This window comes from Flavobacterium columnare NBRC 100251 = ATCC 23463 (assembly GCF_002530675.1).
Classification (GTDB): Bacteria; Bacteroidota; Bacteroidia; order Flavobacteriales; family Flavobacteriaceae; genus Flavobacterium; species Flavobacterium columnare.
The window spans coordinates 1-24426 of record NZ_PCMX01000113.1; the positions used below are offsets into that span (position 1 = coordinate 1).

Below are 24426 nucleotides of genomic sequence, written 5' to 3' on the forward strand. Positions count from 1 at the left end.
GCTCTAGATTATGACTATTTTCATTATTAAATGGCAAGTAAAACCTATCTATTTGAAAATCTTTACCTTTTAGCCAATTATCAATATCAACATTTTTTTTTGCAATATTAAAAGGTTTATCTTCATCAGCATCAAATAATATTACAAATTTAACTTCTTTATTATTTCGTACGGATTTAATAAAAAAATCACTATTCAGAAGACCTTCCAATTTAGTCCAACCAGCAGAAACTGAATGATCAGACTCTTTGTTTGTATCTCTTATTAAAATTCTTTTGATAATTTGTTCAACTTTAAATTCTAAAATATATTCTTTTTCTTTTATTTTTTTACAACTATATTCTTTATCACTACAATAGGACTTTATTAGAAAATCTCTAATAAAATAAACATCATTTTTATCTTCTGTAATTAAAACTAAATCAACCATAGATATTTTCTCCTCTAAAAGGTTCATTCCTTACAGAATATTCAATATTGTCAATCCCTGAAATTGTTCCAGAAAAAATATCATTCTTAACTTCGTACAATTCAATCAATCTCAACTCTTGTTGAATGGACTCATCAAGTATTTTTCCAGCTTCCACAAAATTTTCTGCACATTCTTTAGAATGCGTAGTTGCAAAAAGTTGAACATCCAACTCTTTACATATTTTAAAAAGATTTATAAAAAAATCCTTTTGTCTTGAATGGTGAATCCCTATTTCAATTTCATCAATCATTAATCTTTTTCCTTTTAATGACAAAGCTTTAAGAACCACGTAAAAAATACGCTTAAATCCATCACCTAAATAATTTAAGGGTATAAATTCATCTTTATCTTCAAAAGTGAATATAAACGTTTTTGAAATCCCTTTATAATCTTCCTTAAATTCAACATTTTGGATAGTTGGAAAAACTACTTTCAATGTATTTATAAGATAATCTTTTTCTGACTTAGTTGAAAGACGATTATATAAACTTAACAAATCAAAATCTTGATTTATAAAGCATACCATTGGATAATTAAAATCAGCCTTCGACCTCAAAAAAAACTTTTCGCTAAAGTCAGTTTCAATCAACTCGTTTTTTTCAATGCTAACAAAATAAGGTATTTTTATAAACTGAGTTGAATTTTCAATAGTTGATTGTTTATCATTAAAATTAAACTTTATATCATTCCCGTCTTTTGAAAAATAAGAAAACACATCAATTTTCTTATTATCAAAGAGAGATAATACATCTTCTGCCTTAACTACTCGCCTATTAACTAATGAATAAAACAGATTCTCAAGGCTAATTGTATTCCCAATATTTCCACCGAAAGGCAATTCGATTTTATCAACTTCAACTAACAACGCCTCCAATAAACAAGTCTTCCCAACATTATTATCACCAACAATCAAATTGAATTGTCCAATGTTTTTAACCTCAAGAGCATCGAATTTCTTGAAGTTTTCCACTTTGAAGTATGTCAAATGATTGTTGCTCACTTTTTATTTATCTAATAGTTGTACTTTACCTGCTTTACAATCGTCGATAAGCTGGTCAATTTTTTCTTTCGTTAAATGTTCGTGATAAAAATCTCCTAACTGTAACATAGGAGCATAACCACAAGCACCTAAACACTCTACACCACGAACTTCAAATAATCCGTCTGCAGTAGTTTCACCTAATTTCACACCTAGTTTATCGCAAGTGTAATCCATTAAATTTTCTACACCACGAGTCGCGCAACAAGAGGTTTGACAAAATTCAAACATATATTTACCAATAGGTCTTCTGTTGAACATGGTATAGAAAGAAACCACTTCGTAAACTTCCACGGGTTTGATTCCTAAAATCTCCGCTACTTTGTCTTGCAACGCATAGCTCAACCAATGGTCATGAGCATCTTGTACCTCATGTAGTACAGGAATTAAAGCCGATTTACGTTTGTCCTCAGGATAATGACTAATTAACTCATTAATACGAGTCATTAATTCTGGCGTAATATTTATTTCTTGTTTATAATGGGTATAATCGTGTTTTTCCATAGCATTAAGCGTCTAATTCTCCAGCAATAACATTCAAACTTGATAAAGTAGCAATAGCATCTGATAGATTTTGCCCTCTTACCATATCGATATATGCTTGGTAATATATAAAACAAGGTCTTCTAAAGTGTAAACGATATGGGGTACGGCTTCCATCAGTAACTAAATAAAAACCTAACTCGCCATTTCCTCCTTCAACCGCTTGATATACTTCTGTTAATGGAACTGGTACTTCTCCCATAACAATTTTGAAATGCCAAATTAGCGATTCCATTGTAGTATATACATCTTCTTTTGGAGGTAAGTAATATTCAGGAACATCTGCATGAAAAGGACCTTCAGGCATTTTTGCTAATGCTTGCTTGATGATGCTGATACTTTCCCAAACTTCTGCGTTACGCACACAAAAACGGTCGTACGTATCTCCTGATTTTCCAACTGGAATATTGAATTCGAAATCTTCGTAAGACGAATAGGGTTGCGCTACACGCACGTCATAATCGATACCCGCGGCACGTAAATTTGGTCCAGTAAATCCGTAGCTCATGGCTTTTTCAGCAGAGATAGGTCCCACATTGATGGTTCTATCCATAAAGATACGGTTACGGTTTAAAAGACTTTCAAACTCTGCCCAAACCGCTGGAAAATCCGCTAAGAAAGCGTCAATTTTTTTCCAAACTTCAGCAGACCAATCTCTTTCAAAACCACCAATACGTCCCATATTGGTTGTTAAACGAGCACCACAAATTTCTTCATAGATTTCGTAGATTCTTTCACGGTATTCAAATACATAAAAGAAACCTGTCATGGCTCCTGTATCAACTCCTAAAATCGAGTTACAAATAATATGGTCTGCAATACGAGCTAACTCCATTACAATCACACGCATGTATTGTACTCTTTTAGGAACATCTATCCCTAAAGCTTTTTCAACCGTCATCCACCATCCCATATTATTGATAGGCGACGAACAATAGTTCATACGGTCAGTCAATACATTGATTTGGTAAAACGGACGGTTTTCAGCAATTTTTTCAAAAGCTCTATGAATGTATCCTACAGTACCTTCCCCATCAATAATTCTTTCTCCATCCATCAATAAGATGTTTTGAAAAATACCGTGGGTAGCAGGGTGAGTAGGACCAAGGTTTAATATGGCTAGTTCGCTACCATCTTCGTTTCTTCTTTGTTCGATGATGCTAGCGTAACGCTCTTCTGGTTTTAATAATAACTCTGACATTGATTTTCAGTTTTATTAACAATTATGAGTAGTTCTTCCAAAGAAACGGTCGTCTTTATCCGTACGTCCACCATCTTCAAGTGGGAATTCTTTACGCATTGGGAATACGGTCATTTCATCCATATTTAAAATACGTTTTAATTGAGGATGTCCTTTGAAAGTAATTCCGTAGAAATCGAACGTTTCGCGCTCTTGCCAGTTAGCACCTAAAAACAAAGAAGTAACTGAGTCAATTTCAGGATTGTCGATAGGAAGAAAACATTTGATGCGGATACGAACACCATCAATCCAGTTGTGCATGTGATACACAACGCCTAGTTGACGATTCGCTTCATATTCTGGATAATGTACACCACAAAGATCCGTTAGGAAGTTGAAACGCAAGGTAGCGTCTTCTTTTAAGAATTTCATAACTTCTACAATAGCATCAGAAGCTACTTCGAAAGTCAAAATATCATGAAGTTGAACAAATTCAGATACTTTTAATCCAAATTGGTCAATTAATTTTTGTTGAATAACAGCGTTCTCTAATGCCATATTATTTGATGTTATAAGAACCTAATAATTCTTTGTATTCGTCAGAACTACGACGGCGAACCGATTCATTTTTTACAATTTCTTGCAAACGCATAATTCCGTCTAAAATTTGTTCGGGTCTTGGTGGGCATCCAGGCACATACACATCTACTGGTATTACTTTATCAATACCTTGTAAAACAGAATACGTATCAAAAACCCCACCAGAAGAAGCACAAGCCCCTACCGCAATAACCCATTTTGGTTCTGACATTTGCTCATATACTTGACGTAAAATAGGTGCCATTTTTTTTGAAATAGTCCCCATTACTAAAAGCATATCCGCCTGACGAGGCGAGAAACTCATACGCTCCATACCAAAACGTGCCACATCGTAATGCGCACCAGCTGTTGCCATGAATTCGATACCACAACAAGAAGTTGCGAACGGCAAAGGCCATAGTGAATTAGCACGAGCCAAACCTACCACATCGCTTAATTTTGTAGCAAAAAAACCCTCACCAGCATATCCTTGTGGTGGCGCTACAGTTGTATATTTTGAAGAATCACTCATTTCAAATTATTTTGAATTTTGAATTTTGAATTTTGAATTATTCATTTATAATTTAAAATTCATCATTTAAAATAAATTTTTTACTCCCACTCCAGTCCTTTTTTCTTGATTACATAGTAGAAACCGATTACTAAAAGCAGCATAAAGATCCCCATTTTAGCCAGTCCGTCTACCCCCATTTCGCGGAAATTTACTGCCCAAGGATACATAAATATTACCTCGACATCAAATAACACGAACAAAATAGCAACTAAGAAATACTTTACTGAGAAAGGAATACGCGCATTCCCTATTGATTCAATACCACACTCGAAGTTTTTATCTTTATTAGCCGAATGTCGTTTGGGACCTAACAATCCTGAAATAAAGATAGTAGCTCCTACAAATCCAACAGCTAGTCCTACTTGCATTAGAATAGGTATAAAATCCAGTTGATTTGATTGCATAATTATGATAATTAATCCAAGCTACAAAGATAAGGGCGTAGGGCGAAATATCAATTTTTGTAGAAGAAAATCGACTAAATAACTGTTATTTTTATTCATTCTAAACAAATTTATAAACACAAAAAAACCGCTTAGGGATCTAAGCGGTTTTTTCATTAATCTTCTACAGGATTTCCAGTTTCATCTAAAAACCTATATTCCAAATACGTGTATGCGTCACGCGGTATAATTTTAACCCATTTTTTATGTTCAAAAAACCATTTTGAACGTATAGATGGAAAACCTTTTGTAAGGTAAGCAGCAATAAATGGATGCACGTGCAAACGCACCTTTTTATACTTCTTAATAATTCTTTCCAACTCAGAGGCTATTTTATCTACTATAACGATAGGAGCATCAATTTCTCCTTTTTCATTATTTGGATCTTCCTCTCGAGTCTTAATACTTACCTCTGGTCGAACACGCTGGCGCGTTATCTGCACTAGACCAAATTTGCTTGGAGGCAAGATTTTATGTTTTGCTTTATCATCACTCATTTCTTCTTTTAAGAAATCAAATAAAACTTTACGGTTATCTGGGTTTTGCATATCAATAAAATCGACTACAATAATCCCTCCCATATCACGAAGCCTCAACTGTCGTGCCACTTCCGCAGCTGCAATTAGGTTAACTTCTAAAGCGGTATCTTCTTGAGAGGTTGCTTTATTTGATCGGTTTCCGCTATTTACATCAATGACATGCATAGCTTCTGTATGTTCAATGATCAGATAAGCACCTTTACTCATCGAAACAGTTTTACCAAAAGAAGTTTTTATTTGACGTTCAATCCCGTATTTTTCAAAAAGCGGAATTTCTCTTGAATTATAGAGCTTAACGATTGATTCTTTCCCAGGAGCTATTTCTTGCAAATATTCCTTAGTTTCTTGCAACAACTGTTCATCGTCTGTTAATATTGAGGTAAAAGTATCATTAAAAACATCTCTTAGAATAGAAGACGCTCTGTTTAATTCACCTAATACCCTAGAAGGATGATGAGCCGTTGGAATTCGTTTACACATTGCAGACCACTTGTCTAACAAATTTTGTAAATCTTTGTCAATTTCAGCTACTTTTTTGCCTTCGGCTACTGTGCGAACAATAACCCCAAAGCCTTTTGGCTTGATGGATAATACCAAACGTTTTAACCGTTCTTTCTCTTCTTTTGAGTGTATTTTTTGTGAAACAGACACTCTTTCTGAAAAAGGGACTAAAACGATGTATCTACCCGCTAAGGATAACTCAGAACTAATTCGAGGTCCTTTGGTAGATATTGGTTCTTTTACAACTTGAACTAAAATTGATTGATTAGCATTTAACACATCTGTTATAACACCATTTTTATCAATTTCAGGTTCAAACTGAAACGTTTTTAGGAAAAAATCGTTGAATTTACCTGTGCATACTTGTTTAATAAATTTCAATTGAGAAGATAAATTAGGCCCTAAATCATGATAATGTAGAAAAGCATCTTTATCAAAACCTAGATTAACAAATGCGGCATTTAATCCTGCCACTGGTTTTCTAATTTTTGCAATGTAGATATCCCCTACCTGAAAGGCACCCGAACTATCTTCGTCTTTATGTAATTCTATTAGTTTTCCATCTTTTAATAAGGCAAAATCTACAGCACTTTCACTTGATCTAATAATTAGTTCTTTATTCACGGCGTAAATTTTTATCCCAACTTTTTGGCAATAGGAAATAAGCAAAAATGCTTACAACCTGTAGCTAATTGTAAGGATGGATTAAACATTTCTTTTACAGGAATAAACCCGTAGGATTTAAGATTTAAATTTTAGACGCTGATTTTAGAATCTTTCTAAAACTAACAACCCTAAATCTCATTTTCAATGAACGTTTAAAAAGAAAAAAGTAGTTTAAGAACTACTTTTTCTTTTTATGACGATTAGCTCTCGCTCTTTTTTTACGTTTGTGAGTCGCTACCTTATGTCTTTTTCTTTTCTTACCACTTGGCATAACTTTGTTGGTTTTATGTTAATAATTATTTCGATTCTTCTAATACTTCTACGTTAACTTTTTCTTTTACACCTTCAACAAATACTTTTGCAGGTTTAAAAGCTGGGATGTTATGAGCTGGAATTTTGATAGTTGTATTTTTTGAAATATTTCTACCTGTTTTTTCAGCTCTTGTTTTGATAATAAAACTTCCAAATCCTCTCAAATAAACATTATCACCTGTTTCTAACGAATTTTTAACTTCGTCCATAAAAGACTCTACTGTAGCCTGAACATCTCCTTTTTCTAAGCCTAATTTATCAGCAATTTTAGCTACGATATCTGCTTTTGTCATTTTATATAATAATTAAGTTTATTGCATTTTTTTGAGTTTGCAAATATAGAAATAAAAAAAAGAATAATTCAAGTATAATTGATTAAAATTTAATCACATAAAGAATTATTTTTGCGTACCAATTTAAGAGCATGAATTTTAGCAATATAATTATAGCTTGGTACCAGCATAACAAAAGAGATCTTCCTTGGCGCAGAACAACAGATCCTTACTTGATCTGGCTATCCGAGATAATTTTACAACAAACCCGTGTGGTTCAAGGTCTTCCTTACTACTTAGCCTTTACAAAACAGTTCCCTAAAATACAAGATTTAGCAAAAGCTGATGAAGAAGAAGTTCTTAAATTATGGCAGGGTTTGGGCTATTATTCCAGAGCGAGAAACCTTCATACTACAGCTAAATACTTAACAGAACAAAACAATGGTTTATTCCCTAACAACTACCAAGATCTTCAAAAACTAAAAGGAATTGGTGAATATACAGCTGCTGCTATTGCCTCTTTTTCATACAATGAATGCGTCCCTGTAATAGATGGCAACGTATATCGAGTAATTGCTCGTTATTTTGGCTTGGATCTAGACATTAGTTTATCTAAAACGAAAAAATCTTTTTTTGAAATGGCTTCTGAGGTTATTTGCCCTAATCAACCGGCTCAATTTAATCAAGCCATTATGGAATTTGGAGCTCTACAATGTATTCCTCAAAATCCAAATTGTGCTATTTGCCCTCTACAAAATAGCTGTTATGCATTAAGCACAAATAACATAGCCAATCTACCTGTTAAAACAAAAAAAACAAAAAAAACCAATCGGTATTTTCACTATTTACTTATTATTGATCAAAATCAAAAAGTACTATACCAACAAAGAACAAAGAAAGACATTTGGCAAAATTTGTATGAATTACCTCTTATTGAAACGTCTAAAAAAGAAGAAGCAAATGAGATAAAAAATTATATCTCGAAACAATATTCCAATATTAAAAGAATAACTCTTTTAGAACATGAACAAATAATTCACAAACTCTCTCACCAAAATTTAGATATTAATTTTTGGAAAATAGAAATTAATGTACAGCATAAAGTAGGTCTGTCTTACCATGAATTGAAAAAGCTCCCAACCCCTATTGTCATTTATAATTTCTTAGAAAGGACTCCATATTAAATTTTTAACTATATTTGGTATTATTAAATACTATAAGCCATTATGAACGGTACATTAAATAAAGTGATGCTAATTGGGCATTTAGGAGATGAAGTAAAAATGCACTATTTTGACGGGGGTAACTGTATAGGTCGATTTCCACTAGCAACAAACGATATATATATTAACAAAACAACTGGAGAAAAAATAACTTCTACCGAATGGCATAATGTTGTTGTACGAAATAAAGCTGCCGAAATTTGTGAAAAATACCTAACAAAAGGAGACAAAATATACATTGAAGGACGTATCAAATCCAGACAATGGCAAGCAGAAGACGGATCTACAAAATACACAACTGAAATACAAGTAACAGAATTTACCTTTTTAACTACAAAAAAAGACTCTGAATCGTTTAAAAATTCGTCAGAAACACCTAAAAGTGCTAATTTTGACAACCCAATAGAAAACGATTTACCATTTTAAACATGAATAAAAACATAAAAAGGCTTTTATCTGCACTCATAATTTGTTTAAGCATAACGAGTTGCAAAAATGACATTATGCCTAAACCTAAAGCCTATTTAAGCCTAGAATACCCGAACCCTCATTATATCAACTTCAAAAAAGCTTGTGGGTATGATTTTCAATACAATTCATTAAGCACAATAAAAGATCAAGGTGAATGTAATTTTCATATTGATTATCCTAAATTAAGAGCTACTGTCTATCTAAATTACCGCCCTGTACAAAACAATATCGAAATTCTTTTACGCGATGCTCAAAAGTTAACTTATGAGCATGTTGTCAAGGCGGACAACATTACTGAACAGCCTTACATTAACTCTGAGCATAAGAAATTTGGCATGTTTTATGAAGTTGGAGGCAACGCCGCCTCCCAATCTCAGTTTTATGTAACTGACAGCACTAAACACTTCTTAATGGGATCTATTTATTTTTACGCAAAACCTAATTTTGATTCCGTTTTGCCAGCAGCTCACTACATCAAAAATGATCTAAAAATTTTAATGGAAAGCTTAAAATGGAAGTAAGAACTAACGACTCTCTTTTTTAATTTTTAAAAACGAACTTCTACCGCTATAGTATCCTTTTTTTTGTAAAATTCTTTTTCAAACATTTGTTTATCTTTTTGATATATATCAAAAGATTTCATTTTTTTTAGTTAAAACTTTGCAGTGTAAATCAAATGAAAAAAATGGAACATTACAAGAAAATCATTTCTACATTGCTTTTGTTAATTCCTCTTATCCTTAATGCTCAAACAGCACCGAGCCTTGAGACGCTAATTAACGAAGCTCTAAAAAGAGACGCATCAATAAAAAATCAAGTTTTAGAATCCAAAACGATTGCATTAAATCAACAAAAACTTAAGGATATATTTTTACCCAAGATAGATATATCGGGAAAAGCGGGATATCTTAACATTACAAACATATCGCATTCTAAAGCAATTAATATTGCTCCTATCAACCCAATCTTTCCTGGAATAACAGTTCCAGAAGGAGCTTTAGACAATAATTTTAATTTATCAGGATTTGAAGGAGCAGCAAAAATTGACGCAAAAGCTCTTATTTATTCTGGCGGAAAAATAAAATATTTAAAACAGGCTCTTGAAGAAAAGAACAGAGCAATAATAGCACTTAATACTAAAAACGAAGACGAAGTAGTCACTCAAATCATACAATCTTACGATCAATTTGCTTTACTAGTTGAATCAAAAAAGGTCTTGAATGAGGGGCTAAAAAGATTAGCCGCTAATAAAAAATTAGCAGAGAAAGCATTGGGCTATGGACTGATAACAAAATATGATTATCAAAAAATAGATTTAGCCGAAGCAACACTCAACTCAAAAATAGTTGAATACGAAGGTAAAAAAGACCTATTAACGGCACAATTACATATTCTAACAGGTATAGAAACTGAAAAAATTGCTCTAATAGAACCTATACTTCAAAAAATAGATTACGCTGTTTTAAACAATAATATTGATAATCGAGCAGAATTAAAAGCTCTGAATCACGGGATGAAAGCCATAGATTCTAAAATAAAAGCTGATAAAACTTGGTGGATTCCAAAAGTTCAAGCTGGTACATCTTTATCTTACTTAGGGTTTTATAATGGCCATCTATCTTCGTCAAAAAATTTATTTCCAAATATCAATAATAGCAAACTAAATCAGGATTTAACCAACAAACATCTTTTCCCTATATTCCGAGTTGATTTAGGTTTTAAATGGGAGATTTTTGACGGGAACGAGAGTAGTCATGAAATAGAAAAATCTAAAATTGAGAAAGAAGTTTTGGAAAACAAAAAGTCAGACACTGAAAGAAAATTATTATTAAATCTAGCGAACAATCAAACAAACTACAATATAGCTAACGCACAAATAGGTCTAAGAGCAAAAGCAAAAGAAATTGCGCAAAGCGCTTTTAATCAAGCGGAAAAAGAATTTAAATATGGCTTGATAAAATCCAATCAATTAATTGAAGCAGAAAACGATTTACAAATGGCTGAGCTAGAATATCAAACATCTATTTTTAATCAGAGAAGAGCCGCAATAGAACTGATGAAATCAACTCAAAGCTTAGATATTCAAAAATTTTAAAATCAAACTTATTATAATGAAAAAAAATATCATAAAAACATTAGCTATTATTAACTTATGTACACTAGTAGCCTGCAATACCCCTGTAAAAGAAATAGAAGGTAAAACTAAAAAGGAAACAATTTCTTTTGCTCCAAAAGTTACTGGCAGAATTTTAAAAATATATGTTGAAGAAGGACAAATGATACATGCAGGCGACACATTGGCTCTTTTAGATGTACCCGAAGTATCTGCAAAGATTGCACAAGCAAAAGGAGCAACAGCGGCGGCAATTGCACAGGCTCAAATGGCAAAAAACGGCGCAACATCTGATCAATTACTTCAATTAAGAGCTAAACAAAAAGGACTTTCTGAACAATTTGAATATGCTAAAAAATCATATAACAGAGCTCGAAATATGTTTAATGATAGCTTAATGGCTCAACAACAATACGACGAAGCATTTGCCAAATACCAAGGTGCTAAAGCACAATTAGACGCTGTTAATGCCGAATTACATGATGTTGAAATTGGCACAAGAATTGAAAAAATAAGCATGGCAGAGGGACAAGCTTCACAAGCAAAAGGAGTCTTACAGGAAGCCAGTGTAGCATATTCTGAACGCTACATTATAGCAACAAATGCTATGGAAATTGAAACAATATCTTTAAACGTAGGCGAGTTAGCAACTGCTGGATACCCTTTATTTAATGGTTATATCCCTAACTCAACATTCTTTCGTTTTACGATACCAGAAAGCAAAATATCTCACTACCAAAAGGGTATGAAAATCAATATAGCGTCTACTTATAGTGATCAAAAATTTACGGGAAACATAGTGGCTATAAAACAACTGGCTAAATATGCTGATATTACAACAGCGTACCCCGATTATGAACCAGGAGAAGCTGTTTATGAAATAAAAGTTATACCAACGGATCGAGTAAAACTAAACAATCTTTTAGTAAATTCAAGAGTTACTTTAAAATAATCTTAGCATCTAAAAAATATGACACAGTTAAGATATTTATTAAAAAGAGAGTTTCAATTATTCATAACCAATAAAACAATACTTTCTGTCTTTTTTATTGGTCCTCTTATTTACGCATTATTACTAGGTTTTACTTACCAAAAGGGAAAAATTACAGACATCCCTGTAATGGTAATCAATCAAGATCAATCTCCTATGTCCTATCAGGTAATTGAAATGCTGGAAGATAACAAAACAATTAAAGTTTTGAATTATGTAAACGAACCTTATAATTTAAAAGAAGAAATAATAAAAACCCAAGCAAGTGCTACTATAATTATACCTAAAAGATTTGAAGCGAATATTCTTCAAAAAAAATATCCTGAAATAAATGTGTATTTCAACAACTCTAATGTTCTAACGTCTAATTTTGCTTCAAAAGCCATTCAGTTAACACTAGGTACATTTTCCGCTGGTGCAGAAATAAAATCGTTTCAAAGAAAAGGAATGAATTTTAATCAAGCCAAAGAAAACATAGAGTCTTTTAAAACTAATTATATTTCATTATTTAATACTACAGGGAATTACCTTCTTTTTATGTGGCCTGCTATAATGGCCGTTGTATTACAACAGGTAATTCTTTTAGCTATGGCAGTTACTTTTTCGGAAGAATTTAAAAGAGATTCCTTTGTAAGAGATTTTACGGGAAAACATAAATACCCTATTTTGGTAATGTTTATTAAATGTTTACCTGTTTGGTTATTTTCGTATCTAAACATTTTTGTGTTTTATCTCTGTGCTTTGTATTTTAGAATACCTATTCCTGATAACATTATCAATTTCTTTTTACTAACGAGTGCATTTATAATTGCCACAACTAATTTAGGTGTCTTTTTTAGTATATTAATACCTGATGCTCTTAAAGCAACACAAGTTTTGATGGTAATAGCATCTCCCGCATTCATCATTAGTGGTTTTACTTGGCCAAGTAATGCTATGCCTGTATTTATAGAAAATTTTAGTAAAATAATCCCTCTAACACCTTATTTGGAAGCAATGAAAATTATGGTGATAGAAAAAGGGCCAAACTATTTAACTTTAAAATTTTTCTGGCATTTATTCATTTTAGGTTTAGTCTTTTTCCTTCTAGGATGGATGGTTTTAAGAATAAAAATCAAAAAAATATTTAAAGACCTCAACATTTCATAATTTTTTCTCATCGTAACACAAATTACATCAAAACTAAACAGTGAAGACGTTTCAAAGTATTGGAACGTCTTTTTTTTATATTTTTGTAAAAACGCTGTGAATATGGATTTGATTGAGGAACTAAAGAAGCATATAAAATTTGATAATGAAATTGAACGTTTTTTAAAAGAAGAATGCAAAACTAGAAGCTTTAAAAAAGGTGATATATTGAGCCAGCACAATCAATTCAACCATACTGTTTTTTTTGTAAACGAAGGTTTACTAAGAATGTTCTATTTTGAAAATGGTAAAGATATTACCACAAACTTTTATGCTGAAGGAAAGATAACTGCCAATATTGATACTCTTTTTGAAAACAAACCCACTCGTTATAACATAGAAGCTTTGGAAAATTGTATCATTACAACTTGCAATTATGAAAAATTAGAAGAATTATGCATGAACTCTCTAACAGCCGCTAATTTCAGTCGGTATATTTTAGGAAAATTCATGCTTCAAATGTCTAAAAGGATCTCTTCACTTCAATATATGACAGCCAAAGAGAAGTACATACAACTCTTAGAAGAAAATAGAAACATTATTCAAAGAGTTCCCTTAGGTATGATTGCCTCCTTTTTAGGAATATCACAAGAAACTTTAAGTCGCATAAGAAGCACTATTTGATTTTGTACTACTTATGCTTTCTATTTCTTTTAAAACTCTTATCGTCTTATAAAAAACAAGGAGCTTCTTTTTATAGATTATCACTTGCGTACCATTCTGCAAAAGAGCTTTCTGTTTCTTGTAATCGCAATGAATGCAGCTTAATTTGAGAGGGCAGATGTTTTGAAATTTTAGCGGCAAAATCAATTACCATATTTTCACTAGTAGGTTGATAATCTACTAATATAACATGATGTCCTCTTTGTTTTAATTCATTTGCTAATTCTATGTGTGGTGTAGTTGCATTAAAAACCGTGGCATGATCAAAGACATCTACGATTTCATCTTTCACTATTTTTTTTAAATCCGAAAAATCAATAACCATTCCATATTTTACATTTTCCCTATCCGCTATAGGACTTCCAATAACGGTTACAGAAAGCTTATAGCTATGACCGTGTACATTTTTACACTTACCATCATACCCATAAAGAGCATGTCCTGTTTCAAAATTAAACTGTTTCGTAATTCTAATTTTACTCATAATAAAAATAAAAAGCAAAGGTATAAAAAAAGCGCTCGCTATGCGAACGCTCTGGATTTTTATTGTTCTATAAAGACTATGCTTCAAAAGGAACTACAGAAACATAAGACTTGTTGTCTTTCTTTTTCTGAAATGCTACAACACCGTCAACTTTAGCGTGTAAAGTATGATCTTTACCCATATAAACGTTTTCACCAGCATTGTGTTTTGAACCTCTTTGTCTTACAATGATGTTCCCTGCAAGAGCAGCCTGACCACCAAAAATCTTAACACCTAAACGTTTCGATTCTGATTCTCTACCATTCTTAGAACTACCGACACCTTTCTTGTGAGCCATGATGTAATGGTTTTAAAAGTTAATATTATTCGTTAGTATCTTCTTTTTTAGCTTTAGGAGCTCTTTTTTTAGGAGCTGCCTCTTCAGTAGCTACTTCTGCTTTAGGAGCTGCTTCTTTTTTAGGAGCTGCTTTTTTTGCACCACTAGCAGATATACCTTCTACTAAAATTTGAGTAAGATACTGTCTGTGACCGTTTCTTTTTTTGTAACCTTTTCTTCTTTTCTTTTTGAAAACGATTACTTTGTCACCTTTTAAGTGTTGTAATACTTTTGCTTCTACTGAAGCACCTTCTATAGCTGGGGCGCCTAAAGTTACGTTTCCGTTATCATCTAATAAAAGAACTTTGTCAAAAGTAACTTTTGAACCTTCTTCATTAGCTAGACGGTGTACGAATACTTTTTGGTCTTTGCTTACTTTAAATTGTTGCCCTGCTATCTCTACGATTGCGTACATAACAATAATGGTTTATTAATTTTTAAGTTTGCAAATATACAATTTCTTTCGTAATCAACAACTTATCATTTGAAAAAATATAAATATCTATAAAAAACACTAATCCCTTTTAGCACAATCATTTAAAAATGTATTTTTGGTATCTATTATGTGAAAAATATTTTTCTATAATCATAACTTATAGTACTTTTTAAAACTTGCCTATGCGCACACTTGATACATCGCCTTTAGGAGGCGCACTTCAAAACACCCCACTACGTTTTACTCTTTATACCTTAGAAAACGGATTAGACGTTATTTTATATCCCGACCATACCATTCCAGCAGTAGTTACATCTATAATGTACCATGTAGGCTCAAAAGATGACCCAGAAAACAGAAAAGGCTTTGCTCATTTCTTTGAACATCTTCTTTTTGAAGGCACTCAAAATATAGCAAGAGGAGAATGGTTTAAATTAGTTTCAGCCAATGGAGGCACAAACAATGCTAATACCAATGATGATAGAACTTATTATTACGAAATGTTTCCTTCACACCAATTAGAACTTGCTCTATGGATGGAGTCAGAACGCTTACGTCATGCTATTATCAATCAAATAGGAGTTGACACACAAAAAGAAGTAGTAAAGGAAGAAAAAAAAATGCGTTATGACAATCGTCCTTATGGCCAATTATTAGCACAAGTTAAAAAACATCTTTTTCCAACCCATCCTTATCAGAATACAACCATTGGAGAAATAAAAGATATTGAAGCTTCTACCCTAACGGAGTTCCAAAACTTTTACACAAGATATTACACTCCTAATAATGCCGTTTTAGTAGTAGCGGGCCATTTTGAAACTGAACAAACAAAAAACTGGATTCTAAAATATTTTGGCTCTATTGCTTCTGGCTCTAAAATTGAACGCCAGAAGATAATTGAAGATCCTATCAAAAACACCCTTTTTGCCGAATATCAGGACGAAAACATACAAATTCCTATGTTAGTCCTTGCTTATCGTACTGCTTCTATGAAGGAAAAAGATTCAAGAGTATTAGACTTTATTTCTAGTTATTTTAGCGACGGACAAAGTTCTAAACTCTATAAAAAATTAGTAGATAAAAAAAAGATGGCACTTCAAGTTGGTGCTTTCAACCTTTCTTTGGAAGATTATGGGTTATACATTATTTACGCCCTACCTATGAATGGAATTGATTTAAATGATCTAAAGAAAGAAATTGATGAAGAAATACAACAATTACAAAAAAATCCTATTTCTGATCACGATTTCTTAAAATTAAAAAACAAATACCAAAACCATCTGATTGACAATAAAGCTAATTTAGAAACCATTGCTCATGATTTAGCTACTTTTCATCTCTTATACAAAAACATCCACTTAATCAATACTGAATTTGACTTATTAGACAATATTAACCAACAAGAAATTCAATTAATTAGCAAAAAATACCTAAACCCCAATCAACGATTAGAATTAATATATAAGCCTAAAAACACACTATGAATTTAGATTTAAACATACAACCTCTGGCAGGCATACTTCCTGAGTTATATTTCCAAGAACCCAATCGTTTTGAACTCTCTAATGGTTTAAAAGTTTTGGTTGTTGAAAATCATAAACTCCCTCGTGTTTCTCTACACTTACAAATCGACAGAGATCTTTTTACGGAAGGTAACAAAAAAGGGGTGGATGCACTTACCTCCTCCTTACTAGGCAAAGGCTCAAAAAAAATATCTAAAGAAAATTTTTATGAAGAAACTGATTTATTAGGTTTCGAACTCTATTTACATTCTACTGGAGGGAAAGCCGTGGGTTTATCAAAATATGCAGGTCGCATGATAGAACTCTTCGCACAAGCTCTTTTATTTCCTAATTTCACACAAGAAGAACTGGAAAAAGAACGTTTAAAAATGATAGAAGCATTACGATCAAACGAAAAAAATGTTCAAAATACGCTGACTAAAATAGAAAACGCATTAATATTTGGTCCTTCTCATCCAAAAGGTGAATTTATAACCGAAGATACCTTAAAAAATGTGTCACTTGCTGATATACAAAACAATTACAATACCTCTTTTAGGCCCCAAGATGCTTATCTGATAATTATCGGTGATATTCAATTGGATGTTGTCAAAGAAAAAATTAGATCTGAATTTTCTGATTGGTCGAAAAATAGTTCGCCCACACAAATCCTCTCCATTCCCCCAACAATTGATACGACTGAAATCAATTGGGTTAATCTTCCCAATGCTGTTCAAACAGAAATTAGTGTTGTAAATACCATTCATTTCCCCATGAATAGTCCCGATTATTTTTCAGTTATCATGGCTAATCAAATTTTAGGCGGAGGTGCTGATGGTCGTTTGTTTCTAAATTTAAGAGAAGACAAAGGCTGGACTTATGGCGCTTACTCTTCTGTATCGGCAAGTAAAACTACAACAAAATTTAAAGTTTCAACACAAGTTCGTAACGAAGTAGTTGCTAACGCTATTGATGAAATAGTAAAAGAAATTCAAAAATTACGGAATGAATTAGTAAATGACTCGGAATTATCATTAGTCAAATCAAAATATATTGGTCATTTTATTATGCAATCTCAAAAATCAGAATCTATAGCCCGCTACGCTCTAAATCGTGAAATTCAAAAACTTCCTCATGATTTTTATCGGAATTACATTCAACAAATAAATGCTGTACAACCTGAAGATATTCTTCGAGTAGCTCAAAAATATTTTTTAGCAGATAATTGTTTAATTGTTATTGTAGGCAATGGAAATGAAATAAAACAGGAGCTTTTTAACACCCAATACAAAGTAAAAGAATTTGATAGTAATTGCAATCTATTAAGTTCTGATTATTCCTAAAACCTAAATTTCGCGTGAGATTCGAAGTGAACATCTGATCAGTAAGTCTATTTATCATCTAAATGATCGTAAAAATAGTATTTACTTTTACATTTCAAATAGATTGTTGGTCTTTCCTTAAGTAAACACAACGAATTCGAGTCTCATTGAATACAAAAGCAGGTTTTGGATCTTAAATGATCATTTTTCAATTTGTTATAGAAAAAGTAACTTTGCTTGATTAAAAAAATTAAAAATTATGATTCTTACTGATACCCATACCCATTTATATTCATCTCAATTTGCCGACGATCGTTCTGAAAGCATTCAAAGAGCAATAGCCCTCGGAGTTAATCGTTTTTTTATTCCTGCCATTGATTCCAGCTATTTACAAAAAATGTATGATCTAGAAAAAGAATATCCTGAAAATGTTTTTCTAATGATGGGACTGCATCCTTGTTATGTAAAACCCGAAAGCTATGAACAAGAATTAGCCCTAGTAGAAGAAGAGTTAACCAAAAGAAAATTTTATGCAATTGGTGAAATTGGCATTGATTTATACTGGGACAAATCAACTTTAGAAATTCAAAAGAAAGTCTTTAGACACCAAATACAATTAGCAAAGAAACACAAGCTTCCTATTAACATTCATTGTCGTGATGGGTTTGATGAAATATTTGAAGTATTAGAATTAGAAAAAGGAAGCGAACTTTTTGGCATTTTTCATTGTTTTACAGGAACTTATGAACAAGCATTAAAAGCTATCAACTATGGTTTAAAATTAGGTATTGGGGGAGTAGTTACTTTTAAAAACGGACAAATTGATCAGTTTTTAAATCAAATTGATCTTCAACATATAGTATTAGAAACGGACGCTCCTTATCTAGCTCCTACACCTCATAGAGGAAAAAGAAATGAAAGCGGATATATTACATTAGTTGCACAAAAATTAGCTGCAATTTATAATTGTACTCTTGAAGAAATAGCCTCTATAACAACTCAAAATTCTAAGGAAATATTTGGTATTTAACATTTTAAGATACAAAAGAAAATATAAAATAGGATAACTATTCGGTTTTTAGTATTTCTTTATTCAAATTTGTTTATTTTTTTGTTCATTTGTATTAGAAAATTGAATTTGCAATGCCAAAATTTGATGCTATAAGACCGTATTATGATGCTGAAGTAAATCAGGCATTACGAAACGCGGCAAATCATCCTATTATAAAAGAAATCATGAATTTTGCTTTTCCAAATGTAGAAGACAACATTTGGAAAGAGCAGTTGTTACGAACACATTCAATTCGTGATTTCCAATGTAATTTTTTATACCAAGCTATAAAAAAAATAGTTGAAAAGAGTTCAGATGGGCTGAGTACTTCTGGATTTGAAAAATTAGAACCTAATACTTCTTATCTTTTCATATCTAACCATCGTGATATCATACTTGATACTTCTTTACTTAATCTTTCCTTATTTGACCATGGTCTTGTCATGACGGCATCGGCAATAGGCGACAATTTAGTTAAAAAAGATTTTTTACGCTCATTATCACGTTTAAATCGCAATTTTATTGTTCAAAGAGGATTGCCTCCTAGAGAGCTTCTACAAAGCTCACAATTAATGTCTGAATATATAAGACATTTGTTATTACGCGAAAACCGGTCCGTTTGGATAGCACAAAGAGAAGGGAGAACTAAAGACGGACATGATGCCACCCAAACAGGCGTATTAAAAATGTTAGCCATGGCTGCTGGCGAACAAAACGTTTTAGAATATTTTAAACAAATTAAAATCGTTCCCGTTTCTATTTCTTACGAATACGACCCAACCGATGCTCTAAAGATGCCACAACTAATGGCAGAGGCTAATAACGAAATATATCAAAAAAGTTCTAATGAGGACTTTAATAACATTCTAAGGGGTATCATAGGTCAAAAAAAACACATTCATATTCATATAGGCAACATACTCGATTCTGAACTAGATCGTATTCAATCTGAAAATTCAAATAGCAATAAACAAATTCAAGAAGTTGTTAAAACCATAGATGCCTCTATCCTTCAATCGTATCATTTGTGGCCTACGAACTATATTGCTTATGATTTACTTTTTAAATCCAAACAATTTGAATCAAAATATAGCCCACAAGAGAAATCTCTTTTTGAAAGACGTTTAGAAATGCGTATTGATAGTAAGAATCAAAAAATGATGGAAAACTTCTTGGCTATGTATGCTAATCCAGTGGTTAATAAATTAAAGTATGAGCAGAATCTCTAAACCCAGCATATTACTAATTTATACTGGAGGTACTATTGGCATGGTAAAAGATGCCGAAACAGGCGCATTAAAAGCCTTTAACTTTAATAAATTACTAAAAAACATACCTGAATTAAAACTATTAGATTGTAATATAGCCACCATTTCCTTTGAAAACCCTATAGATTCTTCAAATATGAATGTAGAAGGATGGGTAAAAATAGCTCAAATTATAGAAACCCATTATAATCAGTATGAGGGTTTTGTGGTTTTGCATGGCTCAGATACTATGTCCTATTCTGCTTCTGCTCTTAGCTTCATGTTAGAAAACTTAGGGAAACCTGTAATTTTTACAGGCTCACAATTACCTATAGGCGATTTAAGAACCGATGCAAAGGAAAATTTAATAACCGCCATCCAAATTGCTTCTTTGCAAGAAAAGGAAAAACCTATTATATCAGAAGTCTGCTTGTATTTTGAATACAAACTCTATAGAGGTAATCGTACTACAAAAATAAGCGCAGAGCACTTTAATGCCTTTATCTCACCAAACTTCCCTTTTTTGGCTGAGTCTGGAGTTCACTTAAAAGTTAATGAAGAATACCTTCTAAAAAAAAATCCGAACAACAAACTACAGGTTAACACTCAATTTGACACTCATGTTGCCATCGTAAAGATGTTTCCTGGTATATCAGAATCCGTTATTAATGCTATTCTATCAATCCCTCACCTCAAAGGCATTGTATTGGAAACCTACGGATCAGGCAACGCACCTACTTTGGATTGGTTTATTAATTTATTGGATCAAGCTATACAAAAAGGAATTCACATTGTTAATGTAACCCAATGTTCAGGTGGTAGTGTTAGTATGGGACATTATGAAGTAAGTTCACAACTAAAACAAATAGGCGTAATTTCGGGAAAAGATATAACTACAGAAGCTGCCATAACAAAATTAATGTTTTTATTAGGTCAAAATATTGGATTTTCCATTTTTAAAACTATCTTTGAGTCGCCTATTCGAGGTGAAATGGAATAGCAAAACTAGAGAGGTGTCCGAGTGGTTGAAGGAGCAAGCCTGGAAAGTTTGTATGTGGGTAACTGCATCGAGGGTTCGAATCCCTTCCTCTCTGCTAGAAAGTTAAAAACCCCTTATTTTACTAGGCTTTAGAAGAGAAAACAATAAAGCCTTGTGTCAAATTTGAGTCAACAATTTTACGGTGTTAAAAAATCATTTTTAGTGCTGTAAAAAAACGAAAAAAATTGAAAACTCGATAAATCAAGTAAAGGTTACGGCTTTTATAGACTACAAACCTGCCGAACTAAAAGTAAACAAAGAATGGATTATCGTTTATTATTCTAAAAATCCCACTCATAAGAAACTTGAACGTCAAAGAGTAAAGTACCTATTTTAAAAGACAAAACCGAACGCTTATGTCATGCTAAAAAAATAGTACTCGAAATAAATAAAAAACTAGTGAATGGATGGTCTCCTTACCTCTCTGCTAATTAATTTTTAACATTTTAATTGGTTTAATAAAATTGTATTACCATTTGTAGCGAATCCCTAAAACAAAGTATTTTTAAATTAATCTTTGTACCACTTACTAGGAAAAACTCTAAAAGTATTAAATAATCCAAAAACAAAAAACCAAGAAAGACTTAACACAAGAGATTGTTTTTACTAACACAAAAGTTTTAGGCATCCTCGCAAACTATAAACGCTATAATCAGCAACAAGAAAACTTATAAATATTAAAAAGGTAAATATTCCTTATTCCTCTCTTTTTAGGTTGTATTTAACTAAAACAACAAACAAATTCTATCATGATCTAAATTTTAAGAATTTGTACCCTTTTTTTATTTTCATACATTTTGTTTCTGGATACATTCAATAAAAACGAACAAGGTTATCCTAAAAAGGACAACCTTGTTGTATTACTCTAAATTTTCATTTAGAATAAGAAAAAAAAAAATTAACTAGAATCTAAATAAATCAATTATTCTCCTAAGTAAAATCTTACTATTAAGGTGTTCCCAATTTAAATTGATAAATACCTCATTTTAGAGTAAAATCTGCACAAAAATATTATATGCAGATTTTAAAAAATTAACTATTTAAAATTCTTTATATTAGTTTATAACACTATTTCCTTTACCAGTAATCGTGAAATTAACATACGGTGCAGCTTTTGATTCAATAGTTCCTCTAATTCGAATATTATCTTGTATTTTTTCTATAGAAGGTCTCGTGCTATTATAATTTAACTCTGTTTCTGTTATTTCTCTAAAATTAACTAAAACATTGTTCGTTCTACCTGATTCAACGGGCGCATAGGTACCGAAACTTATTGTTTTATTATCAAATAAATATGAAATTTGGTTATATGTACCTTTTGAAGTACCATATTGATTAACAGCTAATAAATATCCATATCTTCCTGCTGGAATAGAAGTAGGTGGTAAGTTTGAAAAAGTACTACCAGACCAAGGAGTATAATTTTTTAATAGAATTTCTCTATCTGTGTTATTAAATATAATAATCTTAGCACAACTATTATAACCATATTCCGTTTTTAAGTCTTCAACTCTTTTTTTAGCTTCATCAAGCGTTTTTGCTGTATATACAGTTTCTTCACATTCTGAATAATTTGATATTCCATTAACGTTAATAGTCGCATCAAGGTTTGATTCAATATTTACAGCTGTGTATTCTATTGGGTATCCTGGATTATCTTTAGAAACATCTGCTCCATTCACCACAAAATCTCTTACTTTTTCAAAATTTCCTGCAAATGCTGAAAATGCTGCATCTAATCCACCAGAAGCACTACCTCCTAACTGTTTTGCATATACTTTTGTATTTTGTAATGTAGTAGAATATTTTAATTTTTGATCAACTGTTATACTTGCAGCTGGATTTTTATAAGCAAAATTTAAAGCTTGTTCCATATCAAAAGAACTTTCATCGGATTCGTAAACTAAAGTATATAATCTACCATAGGTTACAGATGATATATAGGCAGCTGGATTTCTTTCTCCTATATATTTATCAAATTCAGATCTCGGATACTCTTTTTTTATCCAACCAAAATCCCCTTGAAGTCCTGGTTTTGCAGATACTGATACGTTAAAGAATTTTTGTTTAAGCGTAACGGCATAATAAGTCTTGTTCTTTTTAAAGCTTAGCCCCAAACTCGCTGACAAACCTACAGCAGGCCCTGTATAACCAACACCTAAAGCTACTTGTAATTGTTTACTATCATACGTTCTTTGAATTTCAACAGCATAATTAGCAGGAAACTTAGTTCCTGATGTATAATATGAGTTTAATATTTTTTCTAAAGCATCTTGTACTTTACCTGCTGTTGGATTTTCTACCTCCTTACTTGATGATTTTGATTCACTAGATGAAAAAGCATCTACCTTCACCTCAATAGTATTTCTTCCTTTTGGATCAATAGGAATAGATGCTAAGTTTCCTGAAACAATAGTCCCACCTTGCACAATATTTCCTGGCCACAATAAATGAGTCGCTGCTCCTAATTTTGAAAAATTATCAAATGTTTTATTATAAGTTTCTTCAATCGTTTTACAACTCGCAGATCCTACTTGATCTGGTGGTGACGAAAGAATTCTTCTACTAATCTGTAATTCTGATTTAGGACCATCATGAATGCTTTCTTGTTTTAGATTTTTTCCATCCTTATCTGATTCATTCGCTGCAACATCTTCTTTATTACAACTTAGAACCGACAATTGCATTAATGCAAGCAATGTCCACTTGGCATTTAGTTTTAAAAAATTCATATATTTATTTATTTGTAATTATTCTACCTTATTTTCGTTACGTTTTATTTTTTTACAAAGATAATATTTTTTAATATAAAACATGTTTTTTATAACATAATTAAGCTTTTTTTAACAATCGTCTTCTTTTAACAATAACAAATAGTTTAAAAAATATAAAATGCCATTTGTAAACAAAAAACATAATAAAACTATTTGTTATAAATAAAACCTTTTGTTTATATAATTACAATATTACAACTTGCAATTACATTATTTAACCATGCATGATATAAAAAACAAATTATTGAATAATTAAAAACAATCATTTAAAGAGGTAGAAATTCAAAAACATTTATTACACCATTTAAATTTTAAAAATACTGTAAAAAACTTTTATATAAAACTCATAGCCTGTTATTGATTTAATTAATTCATTCTCAGCTGTTTTTATCAATTCTTCCATTTTTTGATTTAATTCGGCTAGAG

The 24426-nt window shown here is 31.7% G+C and carries 25 protein-coding genes and 1 tRNA gene; 13 read left to right on the forward strand and 13 right to left on the reverse strand.

From position 1 onward, the window contains the following. From B0A78_RS12720 to B0A78_RS12760, 9 genes are all read right to left on the reverse strand, one after another. The coding region (locus B0A78_RS12720) for a hypothetical protein (protein ID WP_133065793.1) at positions 1 to 430 on the reverse strand (430 nt) is incomplete at its 3' end. Further along, positions 423 to 1472 carry an AAA family ATPase gene (locus B0A78_RS12725; RefSeq protein ID WP_081279027.1) on the reverse strand — a complete coding sequence of 350 codons (1050 nt, stop codon included), beginning with the start codon at positions 1470 to 1472 and terminating at the stop codon, positions 423 to 425. The genes B0A78_RS12725 and B0A78_RS12720, both read right to left, overlap by 8 nt. 3 nt (positions 1473 to 1475) lie before the next feature. Then, positions 1476 to 2015 (reverse strand): NADH-quinone oxidoreductase subunit NuoE family protein, encoded by a 540-nt coding sequence (locus tag B0A78_RS12730; RefSeq protein WP_065213784.1) that lies wholly within the window; start codon positions 2013 to 2015, stop codon positions 1476 to 1478. A 4-nt stretch (positions 2016 to 2019) separates the two neighbouring features. Continuing rightward, positions 2020 to 3255, reverse strand: coding sequence for an NADH-quinone oxidoreductase subunit D (locus B0A78_RS12735; protein WP_014164156.1), 1236 nt, complete (start codon positions 3253 to 3255; stop codon positions 2020 to 2022). A gap of 15 nt (positions 3256 to 3270) precedes the next feature. Beyond that, complete coding sequence (locus B0A78_RS12740) at positions 3271 to 3792, reverse strand: NADH-quinone oxidoreductase subunit C (RefSeq protein WP_065213785.1); 522 nt, start codon at positions 3790 to 3792, stop codon at positions 3271 to 3273. A gap of 1 nt (position 3793) precedes the next feature. Next, positions 3794 to 4345: an NADH-quinone oxidoreductase subunit B gene (locus B0A78_RS12745; protein WP_065213786.1), complete on the reverse strand. Its 552-nt coding sequence runs from the start codon at positions 4343 to 4345 to the stop codon at positions 3794 to 3796. Positions 4346 to 4425: 80 nt separating this feature from the next. After that, entirely contained in the window at positions 4426 to 4791 is a 366-nt protein-coding gene (locus B0A78_RS12750; RefSeq protein WP_014164153.1) for an NADH-quinone oxidoreductase subunit A, read from the reverse strand. Positions 4792 to 4946: 155 nt separating this feature from the next. Next, positions 4947 to 6494 (reverse strand): Rne/Rng family ribonuclease, encoded by a 1548-nt coding sequence (locus tag B0A78_RS12755; RefSeq protein WP_014164152.1) that lies wholly within the window; start codon positions 6492 to 6494, stop codon positions 4947 to 4949. Positions 6495 to 6832: 338 nt separating this feature from the next. Then, positions 6833 to 7141 carry an HU family DNA-binding protein gene (locus B0A78_RS12760; protein WP_014164151.1) on the reverse strand — a complete coding sequence of 103 codons (309 nt, stop codon included), beginning with the start codon at positions 7139 to 7141 and terminating at the stop codon, positions 6833 to 6835. 131 nt (positions 7142 to 7272) lie between these two features. Here B0A78_RS12760 and mutY point away from each other — a divergent pair, with 131 nt between their 5' ends. The 7 genes from mutY to B0A78_RS12795 all read left to right on the forward strand — a co-directional run bounded on the left by mutY (position 7273) and on the right by B0A78_RS12795 (position 13730). Then, a complete protein-coding gene (mutY, locus tag B0A78_RS12765) occupies positions 7273 to 8304 on the forward strand; it encodes an A/G-specific adenine glycosylase (protein ID WP_014164150.1) in 1032 nt (343 codons plus the stop codon). A gap of 42 nt (positions 8305 to 8346) precedes the next feature. Next, complete coding sequence (locus tag B0A78_RS12770; RefSeq protein WP_014164149.1) at positions 8347 to 8769, forward strand: single-stranded DNA-binding protein; 423 nt, start codon at positions 8347 to 8349, stop codon at positions 8767 to 8769. Between the two features lie 2 nt (positions 8770 to 8771). Next, positions 8772 to 9335 carry a gliding motility lipoprotein GldD gene (gene gldD, locus B0A78_RS12775; RefSeq protein WP_041253134.1) on the forward strand — a complete coding sequence of 188 codons (564 nt, stop codon included), beginning with the start codon at positions 8772 to 8774 and terminating at the stop codon, positions 9333 to 9335. Positions 9336 to 9499: 164 nt separating this feature from the next. Beyond that, a complete protein-coding gene (locus B0A78_RS12780; protein WP_249030960.1) occupies positions 9500 to 10909 on the forward strand; it encodes a TolC family protein in 1410 nt (469 codons plus the stop codon). Positions 10910 to 10925: 16 nt separating this feature from the next. Then, positions 10926 to 11879 carry an HlyD family secretion protein gene (locus tag B0A78_RS12785; protein WP_014164146.1) on the forward strand — a complete coding sequence of 318 codons (954 nt, stop codon included), beginning with the start codon at positions 10926 to 10928 and terminating at the stop codon, positions 11877 to 11879. Between the two features lie 18 nt (positions 11880 to 11897). Next, the gene (locus B0A78_RS12790) at positions 11898 to 13067 is read left to right on the forward strand and encodes an ABC transporter permease (protein WP_014164145.1); all 1170 of its coding nucleotides are present in this window, start codon (positions 11898 to 11900) and stop codon (positions 13065 to 13067) included. Between the two features lie 102 nt (positions 13068 to 13169). Further along, positions 13170 to 13730, forward strand: coding sequence for a Crp/Fnr family transcriptional regulator (locus B0A78_RS12795; RefSeq protein WP_014164144.1), 561 nt, complete (start codon positions 13170 to 13172; stop codon positions 13728 to 13730). A gap of 70 nt (positions 13731 to 13800) precedes the next feature. On the opposite strand, the gene B0A78_RS12800 is transcribed toward B0A78_RS12795, so the two are convergent. From B0A78_RS12800 to rplU, 3 genes are all read right to left on the reverse strand, one after another. Further along, positions 13801 to 14253 carry a 6-pyruvoyl trahydropterin synthase family protein gene (locus tag B0A78_RS12800; protein ID WP_014164143.1) on the reverse strand — a complete coding sequence of 151 codons (453 nt, stop codon included), beginning with the start codon at positions 14251 to 14253 and terminating at the stop codon, positions 13801 to 13803. Positions 14254 to 14329: 76 nt separating this feature from the next. Beyond that, positions 14330 to 14590: a 50S ribosomal protein L27 gene (gene rpmA, locus B0A78_RS12805; RefSeq protein WP_014164142.1), complete on the reverse strand. Its 261-nt coding sequence runs from the start codon at positions 14588 to 14590 to the stop codon at positions 14330 to 14332. A 25-nt stretch (positions 14591 to 14615) separates the two neighbouring features. Continuing rightward, complete coding sequence (rplU, locus tag B0A78_RS12810) at positions 14616 to 15044, reverse strand: 50S ribosomal protein L21 (protein ID WP_014164141.1); 429 nt, start codon at positions 15042 to 15044, stop codon at positions 14616 to 14618. 203 nt (positions 15045 to 15247) lie between these two features. Here rplU and B0A78_RS12815 point away from each other — a divergent pair, with 203 nt between their 5' ends. The 6 genes from B0A78_RS12815 (at position 15248) to B0A78_RS12840 (ending at position 21281) form a co-directional block, all read left to right on the forward strand. Then, entirely contained in the window at positions 15248 to 16549 is a 1302-nt protein-coding gene (locus B0A78_RS12815) for a M16 family metallopeptidase (RefSeq protein WP_065213787.1), read from the forward strand. Continuing rightward, the gene (locus B0A78_RS12820; protein WP_065213788.1) at positions 16546 to 17910 is read left to right on the forward strand and encodes a M16 family metallopeptidase; all 1365 of its coding nucleotides are present in this window, start codon (positions 16546 to 16548) and stop codon (positions 17908 to 17910) included. The genes B0A78_RS12815 and B0A78_RS12820 overlap by 4 nt, the downstream gene beginning before the upstream one ends. 238 nt (positions 17911 to 18148) lie before the next feature. Continuing rightward, on the forward strand, positions 18149 to 18919 hold the full coding sequence (locus B0A78_RS12825; protein WP_097609729.1) for a TatD family hydrolase: 771 nt from the start codon (positions 18149 to 18151) through the stop codon (positions 18917 to 18919). A gap of 113 nt (positions 18920 to 19032) precedes the next feature. After that, complete coding sequence (locus tag B0A78_RS12830; RefSeq protein ID WP_065213789.1) at positions 19033 to 20169, forward strand: 1-acyl-sn-glycerol-3-phosphate acyltransferase; 1137 nt, start codon at positions 19033 to 19035, stop codon at positions 20167 to 20169. Beyond that, the gene (locus tag B0A78_RS12835) at positions 20153 to 21187 is read left to right on the forward strand and encodes an asparaginase (RefSeq protein WP_065213790.1); all 1035 of its coding nucleotides are present in this window, start codon (positions 20153 to 20155) and stop codon (positions 21185 to 21187) included. Before B0A78_RS12830 ends, B0A78_RS12835 begins: the two co-directional genes overlap by 17 nt. Before the next feature lie 7 nt (positions 21188 to 21194). Beyond that, positions 21195 to 21281: transfer RNA gene (locus B0A78_RS12840), tRNA-Ser, on the forward strand. A gap of 1000 nt (positions 21282 to 22281) precedes the next feature. Here the strand turns inward: B0A78_RS12840 and B0A78_RS12845 are convergent. Next, positions 22282 to 23958: a thiol-activated cytolysin family protein gene (locus tag B0A78_RS12845; protein ID WP_065213791.1), complete on the reverse strand. Its 1677-nt coding sequence runs from the start codon at positions 23956 to 23958 to the stop codon at positions 22282 to 22284. Between the last annotated feature and the right edge of the window lie 468 nt (positions 23959 to 24426).